Annotated in this window: 16 protein-coding genes; 3 read left to right on the top strand and 13 right to left on the bottom strand. The window is 69.4% G+C overall.

Annotation, left to right across the window (positions count from 1 at the left end; all coding sequences use genetic code 11):
* The first annotated feature begins 23 nt into the window (after nt 1-23).
* Nucleotides 24-527 carry a hypothetical protein gene (locus ACFY1U_RS04795; protein WP_390692680.1) on the top strand — a complete coding sequence of 168 codons (504 nt, stop codon included), beginning with the start codon at nt 24-26 and terminating at the stop codon, nt 525-527.
* A gap of 51 nt (nt 528-578) precedes the next feature.
* Here the strand turns inward: ACFY1U_RS04795 and ACFY1U_RS04790 are convergent, their stop codons facing one another.
* The 3 genes from ACFY1U_RS04790 to ACFY1U_RS04780 form a co-directional block, all read right to left on the bottom strand.
* A complete protein-coding gene (locus ACFY1U_RS04790) occupies nt 579-1,007 on the bottom strand; it encodes a hypothetical protein (protein ID WP_390692679.1) in 429 nt (142 codons plus the stop codon).
* Between the two features lie 348 nt (nt 1,008-1,355).
* Nucleotides 1,356-2,345 (bottom strand): 2,3,4,5-tetrahydropyridine-2,6-dicarboxylate N-succinyltransferase, encoded by a 990-nt coding sequence (gene dapD, locus ACFY1U_RS04785; RefSeq protein ID WP_390692678.1) that lies wholly within the window; start codon nt 2,343-2,345, stop codon nt 1,356-1,358.
* 172 nt (nt 2,346-2,517) lie between these two features.
* Nucleotides 2,518-3,792 (bottom strand): MFS transporter, encoded by a 1,275-nt coding sequence (locus ACFY1U_RS04780; RefSeq protein ID WP_390692848.1) that lies wholly within the window; start codon nt 3,790-3,792, stop codon nt 2,518-2,520.
* Nucleotides 3,793-3,893: 101 nt separating this feature from the next.
* Between ACFY1U_RS04780 and ACFY1U_RS04775 the strand changes: the two genes are divergently transcribed.
* Nucleotides 3,894-4,781, top strand: a complete 888-nt coding sequence (locus ACFY1U_RS04775) for a winged helix-turn-helix transcriptional regulator (RefSeq protein ID WP_390692677.1) — start codon at nt 3,894-3,896, stop codon at nt 4,779-4,781.
* 16 nt (nt 4,782-4,797) lie between these two features.
* Here ACFY1U_RS04775 and ACFY1U_RS04770 read toward each other — a convergent pair whose 3' ends face one another.
* Together ACFY1U_RS04770 and ACFY1U_RS04765 are read right to left on the bottom strand one after the other, a co-directional pair.
* Nucleotides 4,798-5,346: a TetR/AcrR family transcriptional regulator gene (locus ACFY1U_RS04770; protein ID WP_390692676.1), complete on the bottom strand. Its 549-nt coding sequence runs from the start codon at nt 5,344-5,346 to the stop codon at nt 4,798-4,800.
* Complete coding sequence (locus ACFY1U_RS04765) at nt 5,346-5,666, bottom strand: DMT family transporter (protein WP_390692675.1); 321 nt, start codon at nt 5,664-5,666, stop codon at nt 5,346-5,348. The genes ACFY1U_RS04770 and ACFY1U_RS04765 overlap by 1 nt, the downstream gene beginning before the upstream one ends.
* A gap of 224 nt (nt 5,667-5,890) precedes the next feature.
* Between ACFY1U_RS04765 and ACFY1U_RS04760 the strand changes: the two genes are divergently transcribed.
* On the top strand, nt 5,891-6,721 hold the full coding sequence (locus tag ACFY1U_RS04760) for an AbfB domain-containing protein (RefSeq protein ID WP_390692674.1): 831 nt from the start codon (nt 5,891-5,893) through the stop codon (nt 6,719-6,721).
* 89 nt (nt 6,722-6,810) lie between these two features.
* Here the strand turns inward: ACFY1U_RS04760 and ACFY1U_RS04755 are convergent, their stop codons facing one another.
* Genes ACFY1U_RS04755 through ACFY1U_RS04720 form a run of 8 tightly spaced genes read right to left on the bottom strand, consistent with a single transcriptional unit; the run spans nt 6,811 to nt 13,374 of the window.
* Nucleotides 6,811-7,143: a metal-sulfur cluster assembly factor gene (locus tag ACFY1U_RS04755; RefSeq protein WP_132854537.1), complete on the bottom strand. Its 333-nt coding sequence runs from the start codon at nt 7,141-7,143 to the stop codon at nt 6,811-6,813.
* A complete protein-coding gene (gene sufU / locus ACFY1U_RS04750) occupies nt 7,140-7,607 on the bottom strand; it encodes a Fe-S cluster assembly sulfur transfer protein SufU (protein ID WP_351469244.1) in 468 nt (155 codons plus the stop codon). The genes ACFY1U_RS04755 and sufU overlap by 4 nt, the downstream gene beginning before the upstream one ends.
* A gap of 18 nt (nt 7,608-7,625) precedes the next feature.
* Nucleotides 7,626-8,882 carry a cysteine desulfurase gene (locus tag ACFY1U_RS04745; RefSeq protein ID WP_390692673.1) on the bottom strand — a complete coding sequence of 419 codons (1,257 nt, stop codon included), beginning with the start codon at nt 8,880-8,882 and terminating at the stop codon, nt 7,626-7,628.
* Nucleotides 8,879-9,643 (bottom strand): Fe-S cluster assembly ATPase SufC, encoded by a 765-nt coding sequence (gene sufC, locus ACFY1U_RS04740; protein ID WP_390692672.1) that lies wholly within the window; start codon nt 9,641-9,643, stop codon nt 8,879-8,881. The genes ACFY1U_RS04745 and sufC overlap by 4 nt, the downstream gene beginning before the upstream one ends.
* A 7-nt stretch (nt 9,644-9,650) precedes the next feature.
* A complete protein-coding gene (locus ACFY1U_RS04735) occupies nt 9,651-9,968 on the bottom strand; it encodes a bifunctional 3-phenylpropionate/cinnamic acid dioxygenase ferredoxin subunit (protein WP_099927980.1) in 318 nt (105 codons plus the stop codon).
* Nucleotides 9,968-11,149, bottom strand: a complete 1,182-nt coding sequence (sufD, locus tag ACFY1U_RS04730; protein WP_390692671.1) for a Fe-S cluster assembly protein SufD — start codon at nt 11,147-11,149, stop codon at nt 9,968-9,970. The genes ACFY1U_RS04735 and sufD overlap by 1 nt, the downstream gene beginning before the upstream one ends.
* A gap of 54 nt (nt 11,150-11,203) precedes the next feature.
* A complete protein-coding gene (gene sufB, locus ACFY1U_RS04725; RefSeq protein ID WP_344403868.1) occupies nt 11,204-12,625 on the bottom strand; it encodes a Fe-S cluster assembly protein SufB in 1,422 nt (473 codons plus the stop codon).
* The gene (locus tag ACFY1U_RS04720) at nt 12,622-13,374 is read right to left on the bottom strand and encodes a helix-turn-helix transcriptional regulator (protein ID WP_390692670.1); all 753 of its coding nucleotides are present in this window, start codon (nt 13,372-13,374) and stop codon (nt 12,622-12,624) included. Before ACFY1U_RS04720 ends, sufB begins: the two co-directional genes overlap by 4 nt.
* Between the last annotated feature and the right edge of the window lie 74 nt (nt 13,375-13,448).

Here is a 13,448-nt window from a genome sequence, read left to right as displayed (position 1 = left end):
GAAATTTTCCGTACGTTGTTGCTGTGAGCCGCCCCCTGCTGTTCCTCGACGTCGACGGCCCGCTCAACCCGTGGGCCGCACAGCCGGAACGACGCCCCGAGGGTTACACGACGATCCGGGTGGCCCTGCACCCCGGCAGGGCCCTGCGGGTCTGGCTGAACCCGTCCCACGGCCCGGCACTGCTCTCCCTCGACTACGACCTGTGCTGGGCCACGACCTGGATGGACGCCGCCAACCGCTGGATCGCCCCGGTCATCGGCCTGCCGGAGCTGCCGTACGTCGACTTCGGCGCGGGCCTGTTCGCGCTCCGGCCCGACGGGGTCCACTGGAAGACGGAGGCGATCGTGACGTACGCCGGGGGTCGCCCCTTTGCCTGGGTGGACGACGAGCAGAGCCCGGCGGACGAGGAGTACGTGAGCGCGCGCCACGCCGGCCCCGCACTCCTCCACCACGTCAGCCCGCGCCTCGGCCTGCGTGGGGACGACTTCAGGGCCCTGGCGGAGTTCGCGGCTGCCGTCCGGACATGAAAGGGCCCCCCTTTGACGCGGACCTTGCGCGCCAAAGGGGACTCGGCGCACTCAGAAGGTGCCGGGGACGCTGACCGAGATGTTGTTGGTGGTGTCCGTGAGCATGATGTTGATGAACGAGACGGTCATCGGCGGGCTGCACGACGGCTGGAAGGCAGCCGTCACCGACAGCGAGAGGTCGGCCTTGCCGTTCTGCACCGGGAAGTCATCGGCGCTGTTGAGGAACTCCTTGTTGACGGCCTTCGGGTGGCTGCCGCCGCCGTTGATGCACAGAGCGGTGGTGCTCAGGACGACGTGGACCTGTGCCTCGTCACCGAGCCCGGCCTCCCTGCCGCTGACGGTCAGAGTGTTGCCCGACCTGCTCACGGAGGTGGCGCTGTTCACCAAGTGCGGGCTGCCTGCGTAGGCGGGCCCCGAGAGCAGCGACACGGCGGTCATCGCCGTCGCCGCGGGGAGGAGGAACAGTGCGCTTCGCCGCATGGGGAATCGCCTCATTCGCTGCACGATGCGAAGTGTGGATGTACCCGAAGGCGTCGGCCGGATGCCCGGCCACGGGAACCCCGCCCTCGGCCGCTTCACGCGCTGCGGCGGACCGCACTGTCGGGGCACGCCGAGCGGACGAGACGCCAGTGGCCTCGCCCTGCCCCTGCGGGTGCCCGTGTCCAGCCCCGCGACTCCGTTCCCGATCAAGTCCGCCACCTCCCCCTGGCGGCGCCTCGAGGTCACGAGGCGTCCCGGGAACGACCCAGGAAATGCCGCAAGGGGGGCATAACTGACGTTACGCCCCCCTATGGGGTCTGCAAGGCGCCCGGTGACGGCCGCCGGTGATCAGTTGTGGCTGTGCAGGATCTCGTTCAGACCGCCCCAGACCGCGTTGTTCGGGCGGGCCTCGACCGTGCCGGTGACCGAGTTGCGGCGGAAGAGGATGTTGGAGGCGCCGGAGAGTTCACGGGCCTTGACGATCTGCCCGTCGGGCATGGTCACGCGGGTGCCCGCGGTGACGTACAGGCCCGCCTCGACGACGCACTCGTCGCCGAGCGCGATCCCGACGCCCGCCTCGGCGCCGATCAGGCAGCGCTCGCCGATGGTGATGCGGACGTTGCCGCCGCCGGAGAGCGTGCCCATGGTGGAGGCACCGCCGCCGATGTCGGAGCCGTCGCCGATCACGACACCCGCGGAGATACGGCCCTCGACCATCGACGTGCCGAGCGTGCCGGCGTTGAAGTTGACGAAGCCCTCGTGCATCACGGTGGTGCCCGCGGCGAGGTGCGCACCGAGCCGCACCCGGTCGGCGTCGGCGATGCGGACGCCCTTGGGGGCGACGTAGTCCGTCATGCGCGGGAACTTGTCGACGGAGGTCACCTGCAGGTGCAGGCCCTCGGCGCGGGCGTTGAGCCGCACCTTCTCGATCTCGTCGACGGCGACCGGGCCGAGCGAGGTCCAGGCGACGTTGGGCAGCAGGCCGAAGATGCCGTCCAGGCTCTGGCCGTGCGGCTGGACCAGACGGTGCGAGAGCAGGTGCAGCCGCAGGTAGGCGTCGTGCGTGTCGATCGGCTTCTCGTCGAGCGAGGAGATGACCGTGCGCACCGCTACGACCTCGACACCCCGACGGGCGTCCGTCCCGATCGCCTTCGCCGCACCGTCCCCGAGCAGCTCCACGGCCTTCTCCGCGGACAGCCGCTCGGTACCGGCCGGACCGGCCTCCTCGCTCAGCGCGGGCGCGGGGAACCAGGTGTCGAGAACAGTGCCGTCGGCGGCGATCGTGGCGAGCCCGGCGCCCACGGCGCCGGTGGTACGAGGAGCAGTCGTGTCGGTCATGAGGGCAACCTAACCGCCCGGACCCCACCCAGGCCAACCGACAACCCACCCGTCTCAGGTAACGAGCGGACACCCCGCCCAGCCCATCCAGCCCGTCGTGGGGTCCCCCCGCTCGAGCGAAGCCGAGAGTGGGGGAGAAGCCGAGAGTGGGGGAGTTTGAGGACGAGGCCGTTCAGGCCGACGGGGTGTCTGGGGGCGCAGCCCCCAGCGGGGCCGAAGGGGCGGCGCCCCTGGGACGGGACGGGTAGGGGCGGCGGGGGCGAGAAATTTCTGCGGCGGCGGACACAGGGCCGGCGGTCCGGCCCCCGGCCAGCAGCACCGCACCCCCGGCCACCACCCCCAACCCCGCGCACACCGGCCACAACACCCCCGGCGCCGCCGCATACAGCACCCCGCCCAACGGCGCGGCCAACACCACCCCACTGATCGACACCCCGGCATACAGCGACTGGAACCGCCCGAGCACATGCTCCGGCGCTTGATCAGCGACATAAGCCGTAGCGGTCGTCTTGTACAACACCTCCCCCACCGTCAGCAGCCCCATCATCACCACCGCCGCCCCAACCCCGGCCCCCACCAGCAGCACCCCATACCCCCCACCCACCAACAACAACCCGCATCCCACGATCCGCAACGGCGACAGCCGCCGCAGCACCACCGCGACCGGCAGCTCCAGACACAGCAGCACTCCCCCGTTGATCGCGAGCAGCGCCCCGTACACCCGCGCATCCATCCCGTGATCGGCGAGGAAGAGCGGAAACGTGGAGTACTGCTGCCGATAGACCACATCGATCACCAGGATCGCCGGCAACAGCACCAACACCCCGGGCCGAGCCCGAAGCGCCGTCCACACCCCACCCCGCTCGACACGCCCCGCCCGCCCCCGCCCGGCAGCCCCCCGCGCCGGCACCACCCGTGCCGTCCAGCACGCCAGCCCCACGCTCCCGAGCCCCTCGGCGACGTACAGCCAGTCGTACGAGAAGCGTGTGGCGACCAGCGCCCCGAGCACCGGGCCCAAGGTGAACCCCCCGTTCGCCGCGGCCCGCACCACCGCGAACGCCTGCCGCCGCGCCCCCTCGGGCACGATGACCGCGACGAGCGCCGAGTTGGCCGCGCGCTGCACCCCGGACGCGTACTGGGACAGCGGCAGCGCGACGAACAGCAGCGAGCTCGGCAGCAGCGGCACGGCGGCCAGGACGAGCCCGGACACCGCGGCGCCCGCGAGCAGCACCCGCCGGTGCCCGAACCGGTCTCCGTACCAGCCGCCGGTGAAGTTGCCCGCGACCAGCCCGGCCCCCGCGACCCCGCTGAGCAGACCCGCCTGGCCCGTCCCGAGCCCCCGCGGCCCGGTCAGATACAGGAACGTGTAGGCGAAGCTCACGCTCACGACCATGTTCACGAAGGTCCCGCAGGCCAGCAGCCAGACCGTCGGCGGCACTTCTCGCAGACCTCGCACTCGTCCCCCCAGTGAGTTCCTTTTAGGAACTTACTATGGAGGCATGACAATGTCAGGTCAACCACGACCTGTGCACGAAGGGACGGGAAGCCATGGCCCGCAGGACGAGCCTGGAGGACGCCACCTGCGCCATCGCCCAGGCCCTGGACGTGGTCGGCGACTGGTGGACGCTGCTGATCGTCCGGGACGCGGCACGCGGCGTGCACCGCTTCGACGCGCTGCAGGCCGAACTCGGCGTGTCCAGAAAGGTGTTGACCGAGCGGTTGCGCCTTCTCGTCGAGGCGGACGTGCTGTCCCGGGTGCCGTATCAGGAGCGCCCCGTCCGCCACGAGTACCGCCTCACCCCGCGCGGCCGCGCCCTGCTCCCCGTTCTGATCGCCCTGCAGGACTGGGGTGACGCCTGGGTCCTGGGCGACGGGAGCACGACGGCCACGACGGCGGAGGCCTCCGCGGAGGCCCAGCGGGTGCACGAACTGGTCGGCGAGCGGATCCCCGAGCTCCGGCTCCCCGGGCACACGGGCGGGTTGCTGGACCCGGTCGCCGCCGACAGCCCGTACACCGTCCTGTACTGCTTCCCCGGCGCCTACGCCCGCGCCGACTCCTACCCGCCGGGCTGGACGGACATCCCCGGCACGCCCGGCTGCACCCTGGAGTCCTGCACCTATCGCGACCGGCTGGCCGAGTTCACCGCCGCGGGGGCCGCCGTGCACGGCGTCTCCACCCAACGCCCGGACGAACAGCGGGCGTTCGCGGAGAAGGAGGGGCTGCGCTTCCCGCTGCTCTCGGACGCCGGACTGTCGCTCATCGCCGCGCTGCGGCTGCCGACCTTCCGCGCGGCGGGGGCCAGCCGGCTGAAGCGGCTCACGCTGGTCGTGGACCGGGAGCGGGTCGTACGGGAGGTGCAGTATCCGGTGACGGACATCGCCGGGAGTGTGGCGGCCGCACTGGCCACGGTCCGGCGTCTCGCCTCGGAGGAATGACGCGGGCGGCGCCGGCTCAGGAACGGGGCCGGGGGATCATCCGCGCCAGCACCTCGCGCGCGTACTCCTCGTCGTAGGGCACCCCCGTCAGCAGCACCTGCAGGCAGATGCCGTCCATCAGCGCGACCAGCGCCCGGGCCGTCACCGGGTCGGTGTGCCGGGCGATCTGCCGGGCGACGTCATCGGCCCATTCCGCGGCCACCGGGCGCAGGGCGGGGCGGCGCAGGGCGGCGAGATAGAGCTCGTACTCCAGCTCGACGCCGGTGCGGTCGCCCGCGAGCCACTCGCCCAGGCAGCCCGCGAGTTCGGCGGCGAGGTCGGGCGGCGGGTCCTCCAGGCCGCCGCGCGAGGCGACGACCTCGGCGAAGCCCTCGCTCGCCTGCCGCAGGGCGGCGACCATCAGCTCGTCGAGGGTCTTGAAGTGGTACGTCGTCGAGCCGAGCGGCACGTCGGCCTCGGCGGCGGCGGAGCGGTGGCTCAGCCCGGTCAGGCCCTTCTCGCCCACCACCCGGATCGCCGCGTCGATGATCCGCTGCCGCCGGTCGGGGTCGTAGCGGCGGGCCATCAGTGCGCCCCTCCCAGGTTGAGCACGACGACCCCGACGATGATCAGCCCGATCCCCACGGCCTTCGGGACGGTCATCCCCTCGCCGAGGTAGAGGATGCCGATGGCCGCGATGGCAGCGGTGCCGAGGCCGGCCCAGATCGCGTAGGCCGTGCCGACCGACATGCTCTTCAGCGTCTGGGCGAGCAGCCAGAAGGAGACGCCGTATCCGGCCAGCGTCAGCACGGAGGGCCACAGCCGGCTGAAGCCGTGGCTGAACTTCATGGCGGTGGTACCGCCCACCTCGGCGGCGATGGCCGCGAGGAGCATCAGGAATGCCATGTGTACAAGCGTACACAATGATGCGTACGTCCGTACACAACGACAGGTCGGCACCGGGAGATCCGTAGGCCCGCATTCCACATGAGGAGGTTCAACTTTCATAGAAATCGCTCACTCAAACGACTCCCCGCGATCTCTCCGCTCCACTAAGGTTTCACCGCTCACTCACGTCACCCTCACCTCACCCCCGGCCGCCGCCTCGGGCGCCGCTGGAGAAACAGCGCATGCCAGAAACCATCCCCGAGCCACCCCGGAACCAGCCCTGGGAGAACGGCTGGTCCCCCGACACCTCCCGAGCCCCGGGAACCCGAAGACTCTGGCTGGCCGGCGTGCTGGCCCTGTCGACGATCGTCGCGTGCGCCACGGCGATCGCCGTGATGGACAAGGACTCCGACCGCCCGTTACGGGCGTCCGGGATCCCGTCGTCGTCCGTCGCCGAAACGCCGCCCGGCCTGATCTCCTTCGCCACCCCGTCCACGGACGGCGTCACCGCACCGGCCGGCAAGAGCGGCCCGTCGTCCACGCAGTCCCGTACGTCCCCCTCGCCGAGTCCGCACGACTCGGCGGCCGGCGGCGGCAAGCCGTCCACGTCACCCAAGCCCCACGCGAGTTCGCCGAGCCACTCGAAACCGTCGGCCACCTACCGGTCCCTCCAGTCGGTGAACTACCCCGACCGCTACTGGCACGTGAGCGGCGACTACGTGAAGCTCGACCCGCCGGCCGGCTCGGAGTCCCGTCAGGACTCCACCTTCAAGGTGGTCAAGGGCCTGGCGGACAGCTCCTGTTATTCCTTCGCCACGCACGACGGCAAGTACCTGCGCCACCGCGACTTCCTGCTCCGCGACGAACCGAGCGACGGCTCCTACCTCTTCAAGCAGGACGCCACCTTCTGCCCCCGGGCGTCGGCGTACTCGGGCGCGGTGATGCTGGAGTCGGTGAACTACCCGGGCCGGTTCCTGCGGCACCAGAACTTCCAGCTGCAGCTTGACCCTTACCAGTACAGCGGCGCCTACCAGGCGGATTCGGCGTTCCGCTTGGTGACCGGGCTGGCCTGAGGACACCACACCTGCGGACACAGCACCTGATGACACGACAACGGCGACGCCCTCAGGCGTCGCCGTTGTCGTGAACGAGTGCGTGGACCTCAGACGTTGAACCCGAGCGCCCGCAACTGCTCCCGCCCGTCGTCCGTGATCTTGTCGGGGCCCCACGGCGGCATCCACACCCAGTTGATGCGCAGCTCGCTGACGAGGCCGTCCGTGGCGGACTTGGCCTGGTCCTCGATGACATCCGTCAGCGGGCAGGCCGCCGAGGTCAGGGTCATGTCGACGGTCGCGATGTTCGCGTCGTCGACGTGGATGCCGTAGATCAGGCCGAGGTTGACGACGTCGATGCCCAGCTCGGGGTCGACGACGTCCATCAGGGCCTCGCGGAGCTCCTCCTCCGAGGCGGGCTTGATCTCAACGGTGTCGCTCATGCCGTCTTCCTTTCGGCGTCGGCTCCGCCCAGGGCCTGGGCCGTCGCGTCCTTCCACGCCATCCAGCTGAGGAGGGCGCACTTGACCCGGGCCGGGTACTTGGAGACACCGGAGAACGCGACCGCGTCCTCCAGCACCTCCTCCATCGCGTCGTCCGGCTCGATCCGGCCCTTGGACTGCATCAGCTCAAGGAAGGTCTCCTGGATCTTCTGGGCGTCCGTCAGGTCCTTGCCGACCAGCAGTTCGTTCAGGACGGAGGCCGAGGCCTGGCTGATCGAGCAGCCCTGCCCCTCGTAGGAGACGTCCTCGATCTTCGTGCCGTCGTACTTCACGCGCAGGGTGATCTCGTCGCCGCACGTCGGGTTCACGTGGTGCACCTCGGCGTCGCCATCCCGAAGACCACGCCCGTGCGGGTTCTTGTAGTGGTCCAGGATGACTTCCTGGTACATCGAGTCCAGCTTCACGGTCTCAGCTCACGCCCTTCAGCCGAAGAAGTTCCGTACGTGCTCCAGCCCCTCGACCAGTGCGTCGATCTCGGCCGGCGTGGAGTACAGATAGAACGACGCTCGCGTGGTCGCAGGAATTCCGTAGCGGAGGCAGACGGGCCGCGCGCAGTGGTGACCCACGCGGACCGCGATGCCCTGCTCGTCGAGGACCTGGCCCACGTCGTGCGGGTGGATGTCGCCGAGCGTGAAGGAGATCGCCGCGCCGCGGTCCTCGGCCGTGGTCGGGCCGATGATCCGCAGGTCCGGGACCTCGCCCAGCTTCTTCACCGCGTACTCGGTGAGTGCGTGCTCGTGGGCCAGGATCTTGTCCATGCCGATCGACTGGAGATAGTCGATCGCCGCTCCGAGGCCGACCGCCTGCGCGATCGGCGGGGTGCCCGCCTCGAACTTGTGCGGGGCGGGAGCGTACGTCGACGAGTGCATCGACACGGTCTCGATCATCTCGCCGCCGCCGAGGAACGGCGGCAGGTCCTCCAGGAGTTCCTGCCGGCCCCACAGGACACCGATGCCGGTCGGGCCGCACATCTTGTGGCCGGTGAAGGCCACGAAGTCGGCCTGCAGCGACTGCACGTCCAGCGGCATGTGCGGGGCGGCCTGCGAGGCGTCGATGCAGACCAGCGCACCGACCTCCTGGGCGCGGCGGACTATCGCCTCGACCGGGTTGACCGTGCCGAGGATGTTCGACACCAGCACGAAGGAGACGATCTTCGTCTTCTCGGTGATGACCTCGTCGATGTTGGAGAGGTCGAGACGGCCGTCGTCGGTCAGGCCGAACCACTTCAGCTTCGCGCCCGTGCGCTGCGACAGCAGCTGCCAGGGCACGATGTTGGAGTGGTGCTCCATCTCCGTGATGACGATCTCGGTCTCGTGGTCCACGCGGTAGGGCTCGTCGGCCCAACCGAGCATGTTCGCCACGAGATTGAGCGACTCGGAGGCGTTCTTGGTGAAGATCACCTCGTCGCGGCTGGGTGCGTTGATGAAGGAAGCGACCTTGTCACGCGCTCCCTCGTACAGCGCCGTGGCCTCCTCGGCGAGCACATGCACACCGCGGTGGACGTTGGCGTTGTAGCGCTCGTAGTACTCGTTCAGGGCGTCCAGCACCTGGCGCGGCTTCTGCGAGGTCGCCGCGTTGTCCAGGTACACGAGCTTCTGCCCGTCGTGAACCTGACGGTCCAGGATGGGGAAGTCCTTGCGGATCGCCTCGGTGTCGAGGAGGCCCGGCATCTGCGTCACTCGGATGCGCCGCCCTTCGTGTAAGCCTCGTAGCCCTCGTTCTCCAGCTTGTCGGCGAGCTCGGCACCGCCGGACTCGACGATCCTGCCGCCGGCGAACACGTGCACGTGGTCGGGCTTGATGTAGCGCAGGATGCGCGTGTAGTGCGTGATCAGCAGGGTGCCGACCTCGCCGGTCTCGCGGACGCGGTTGACGCCCTCGGAGACGACCCGCAGCGCGTCGACGTCGAGGCCGGAGTCGGTCTCGTCGAGGATCGCGATCTTCGGCTTGAGCAGTTCGAGCTGGAGGATCTCGTGGCGCTTCTTCTCACCGCCGGAGAAGCCCTCGTTGACGTTGCGCTCGGCGAAGGAGGGGTCCATGTTGAGGCGCTCCATGGCCTCCTTGACCTCCTTCACCCAAAGACGCAGCTTGGGGGCCTCGCCGCGGATGGCCGTGGCGGACGTACGGAGGAAGTTCGACACGGAGACGCCGGGAACCTCGACCGGGTACTGCATCGCGAGGAACAGGCCGGCGCGGGCGCGCTCGTCGACGGACATCTCCAGGACGTCCTCGCCGTCGAGGGTGACGGTGCCGCCGGTGATCGTGTACTTGGGGTGGCCCGCGAGGGAGTAGGCGAGGGTCGACTTGCCGGAGCCGTTGGGGCCCATGATGGCGTGCGTCTCGCCCTGCTTCACGGTCAGGTCGACGCCCTTGAGGATCTCCTTCGTGGCGTTGTCGGCCTCGACGGTGACGCGCAGGTCTCGGATTTCAAGCGTTGCCATGGGTGCCTCAGGACTCCTGGTTGAGGGAGACGAGCACGTCGTCCCCTTCGATCTTTACGGGGTATACGGGGACGGGGCGCGTCGCGGGCAGGCCGGACGGCTTGCCGGTGCGCAGGTCGAAGCTGGAGCCGTGCAGCCAGCACTCGATCTGGCAGTCCTCCACCTCGCCCTCGGAGAGCGAGACGTTCGCGTGCGAGCAGATGTCGTGGATCGCGAACACTTCGCCCTCGGTCTGCACGACCGAGATGGGCGTGCCGTCGAGTTCCACCCGCTTCGGGGTGTCCTCCTCCAGCTCGCTCAGCGCACAGGCGCGTACGAAGGCCATCAGACCGTGGCCTCCAGCTCCTCGTCGATCTTCACGAGAAGGCGCTCTTGGATGTCGTCGACGCCGATCTGCTGGACCAGTTCGGCGAAGAAGCCGCGGACCACCAGGCGACGGGCCTCGTCGGCCGGGATGCCGCGGGCCATCAGGTAGAAGAGCTGCTCGTCGTCGAAGCGGCCGGTGGCGCTCGCGTGCCCCGCGCCGACGATCTCGCCGGTCTCGATCTCGAGGTTCGGCACGGAGTCGACCCGGGCGCCGTCCGTGAGGACGAGGTTCCGGTTCATCTCGTACGTGTCCGTGCCCTCGGCCTTGGCCTCGATGAGGACGTCGCCGATCCACACCGCGTGGGCGCCCTCGCCCTGCAGCGCGCCCTTGTAGACGACGTTCGACTTGCAGTGCGGGACGTTGTGGTCGACCAGGAGGCGGTGCTCCTGGTGCTGGCCGGCGTCCGTGAAGTACAGCCCGAACAGCTCGGCCTCGCCGCCGGTGCCGGCGTAGGAGACGCGCGGGTGCAGCCGTACGACGTCACCGCCGAAGGTCACCACGACCGACTTGAAGCTCGCGTCGCGCCCGATGAGGGCGTTGTGCTGGGCCACGTGCACGGCCTTGTCGTCCCAGTCCTGGACGGAGACGACGGTCAGCTTGGCGCCGTCGCCCAGGATGTAGTCGACGTTGGCGGCGAGCACCGCGTCACCGGTGTGGTCGATGACGACGACGGCCTCGGCGAAGGCTCCGAGCTCCACGACCTGGTGGCCGTAGGCGACCCCGCCCTCGCCGTGCACGGCGATGCGGATCGGCTCGGTGAGCACCGTCTCCTTGGGGACGGTGACCACGCCGGCCTTCTCGAACGCCGAGTACGCCTGCGCGGCGACGCGGTCCACCGGGGTGCCGGCCTTGCCGATCCGGGCGTCGTCACGGTCGACGAGCTCGACGGTGACGCCCTCGGGGGCCTCGACGGCGACCTTCACGCCCTCGCCGGTCGCGACGGCGGTGCCGTCGTGCAGCCCGCGCAGGCGCTCCAGCGGGGTGAACCGCCACTCCTCCTCGCGGCCGTGCGGGACCGGGAAGTCCGCCACGTCGAAGGACGGGGGGGCGCTCATGCGCGTGGCGACGGTCGACTCGGCGGCCACCGCGATCTGGCCCGCGGTGGTGGACCCCACGGGGATGTTCTGAGCCTCAGCCATGGCTGTCGGTCTGCTCTCTTCCTACGTAAGTGACTTGATGGGGGCGGCCGTTGCTTAGCCGACCGCGCCTTCCATCTGGAGCTCGATCAGCCGGTTGAGTTCCAGCGCGTACTCCATGGGCAGCTCCTTCGCGATGGGCTCGACGAAGCCGCGCACGATCATCGCCATCGCCTCGAACTCGGAGAGACCGCGGCTCATCAGGTAGAAGAGCTGGTCCTCGGAGACCTTGGAGACGGTGGCCTCGTGGCCCATGGACACGTCGTCCTCGCGGACGTCCACGTAGGGGTACGTGTCGGAGCGGGAGATGGTGTCGACGAGCAGCGCGTCGCACAGCACGTTCGACTTGGATCCGGCGGCGCCCTCACCGATCTCGACCAGACCGCGGTAGGACGTACGGCCGCCACCGCGCGCCACCGACTTGGAGACGATGTTGGAGGAGGTGTTCGGCGCCATGTGGACCATCTTGGAGCCCGCGTCCTGGTGCTGGCCCTCGCCCGCGAAGGCGATGGACAGGGTCTCGCCCTTGGCGTGCTCGCCCATCAGGTAGACGGCCGGGTACTTCATCGTCACCTTGGAGCCGATGTTGCCGTCGATCCACTCCATGGTCGCGCCCTCGTACGCCACGGCGCGCTTGGTGACCAGGTTGTAGACGTTGTTCGACCAGTTCTGGATGGTCGTGTAGCGGCAGCGGGCGCCCTTCTTCACGATGATCTCGACGACCGCGGAGTGCAGGGAGTCCGACTTGTAGATCGGGGCCGTACAACCCTCGACGTAGTGGACGTAGGCGTCCTCGTCGACGATGATCAGCGTCCGCTCGAACTGGCCCATGTTCTCCGTGTTGATGCGGAAGTAGGCCTGGAGCGGGATCTCCACGTGCACGCCCTTCGGCACGTAGATGAAGGAGCCGCCGGACCACACCGCGGTGTTCAGCGACGCGAACTTGTTGTCGCCGACCGGGATGACCGTGCCGAAGTACTCCTTGAAGAGCTCGGGGTGCTCCTTCAGGGCGGTGTCGGTGTCCAGGAAGATGACGCCCTGCTCCTCCAGGTCCTCGCGGATCTGGTGGTAGACGACCTCGGACTCGTACTGGGCCGCGACACCGGCGACGAGGCGCTGCTTCTCCGCCTCGGGGATGCCGAGCTTGTCGTACGTGTTCTTGATGTCCTCGGGCAGGTCCTCCCAGGACTCCGCCTGCTTCTCCGTGGAGCGCACGAAGTACTTGATGTTGTCGAAGTCGATGCCCGAGAGGTCGGAGCCCCAGTTCGGCATGGGCTTCTTCTCGAACAGGCGCAGGCCCTTGAGACGGAGCTTGGTCATCCACTCCGGCTCGTTCTTCTTGGCGGAGATGTCCCGGACGACGTCCTCGCTGAGACCGCGCTTGGCAGAGGCACCGGCCTCGTCGGAGTCGGCCCAGCCGTATTCGTACTTGCCCAGGCCCTCGAGCTCAGGGTGGGCAGTCTCCGTGGGGAGAGTCATGCGGGGTTCCTCCCGGCCGTGCTTGCGGTTGCGTTGTCAGTGGTCTTGGAAATCTTTGGGATGAACGTCGTGCAGACGCCGTCGCCGTGCGCGATGGTCGCCAGCCGCTGGACGTGTGTGCCGAGCAGCTGGGAGAAGATCTCGGTCTCCGCCTCGCACAGCTGCGGGAACTTCTCCGCGACATGGGCCACCGGGCAGTGGTGCTGGCAGAGCTGCTCACCTTTTTGCGGGAGGGGGGCGCTGCGCGCCGTAGCAGCGTACCCGTCCGCGCTCAGGGCCTTGGCCAGGGCTTCGGTGCGCTGCTCGGGGGCGGCGGCCTCGATCGCCGCGCGGTAGGCGGCGGCCTGCTCCGCGATCCTCGCGCGCGCGAAGGCCACCACCGCCTCGTCCCCGCCGAAGCGCTCCGCGATCCAGCGCAGGGCGTCCGCGGCGAGCTTGTCGTAGGACTGGTCGAAGGCGTCACGGCCGCAGTCGGTCAGCGCGAACACCTTGGCGGGACGGCCGCGTGTGCGCGTGCCGTACACCCGCTGCTCCCGTGCCTCGACGACGTCGTCCGCGACCAGGGCGTCCAGATGCCGTCGTACGGCCGCGGGCGTGAGCCCGAGGCGCCCGGCCAGCTCGGTGACGGTCGACGGCCCGTGGTCCAGGATCGACCGCGCGACCCGGTTGCGCGTGGAGCGCTCACCGGTCGCGTGCTCTTCCTGGTGCGCCCCCGTGGGGGCTTCCAGAGCCTCGCCGACGTTTTTCACAACGCCATTGTTGCGTAATTCCTCAGGACCGGGCAAGCCGCGTCCCGGCTGCTGGACGGTGCCCTGCGTCACTT

This window comes from Streptomyces sp. NPDC001351, from assembly GCF_042896045.1.
Classification (GTDB): domain Bacteria; phylum Actinomycetota; class Actinomycetes; order Streptomycetales; family Streptomycetaceae; genus Streptomyces.
The sequence above is the reverse complement of the archived record's forward strand: the minus strand, read 5'-3'. Positions and strand labels throughout refer to the sequence as shown.

Bases quoted from the DNA above. Each gene is read 5' to 3' on its own strand.
- ACFY1U_RS04790 (WP_390692679.1), bottom strand. From the start codon at position 1,007: ATGCGGCGAAGCGCACTGTTCCTCCTCCCCGCGGCGACGGCGATGACC.
- dapD (WP_390692678.1), bottom strand. From the start codon at position 2,345: ATGACCGACACGACTGCTCCTCGTACCACCGGCGCCGTGGGCGCCGGG.
- ACFY1U_RS04775 (WP_390692677.1), top strand. From the start codon at position 3,894: ATGGCCCGCAGGACGAGCCTGGAGGACGCCACCTGCGCCATCGCCCAG.
- ACFY1U_RS04770 (WP_390692676.1), bottom strand. From the start codon at position 5,346: ATGGCCCGCCGCTACGACCCCGACCGGCGGCAGCGGATCATCGACGCG.
- ACFY1U_RS04765 (WP_390692675.1), bottom strand. From the start codon at position 5,666: ATGGCATTCCTGATGCTCCTCGCGGCCATCGCCGCCGAGGTGGGCGGT.
- ACFY1U_RS04760 (WP_390692674.1), top strand. From the start codon at position 5,891: ATGCCAGAAACCATCCCCGAGCCACCCCGGAACCAGCCCTGGGAGAAC.
- ACFY1U_RS04755 (WP_132854537.1), bottom strand. From the start codon at position 7,143: ATGAGCGACACCGTTGAGATCAAGCCCGCCTCGGAGGAGGAGCTCCGC.
- sufC (WP_390692672.1), bottom strand. From the start codon at position 9,643: ATGGCAACGCTTGAAATCCGAGACCTGCGCGTCACCGTCGAGGCCGAC.
- ACFY1U_RS04735 (WP_099927980.1), bottom strand. From the start codon at position 9,968: ATGGCCTTCGTACGCGCCTGTGCGCTGAGCGAGCTGGAGGAGGACACC.
- sufD (WP_390692671.1), bottom strand. From the start codon at position 11,149: ATGGCTGAGGCTCAGAACATCCCCGTGGGGTCCACCACCGCGGGCCAG.
- sufB (WP_344403868.1), bottom strand. From the start codon at position 12,625: ATGACTCTCCCCACGGAGACTGCCCACCCTGAGCTCGAGGGCCTGGGC.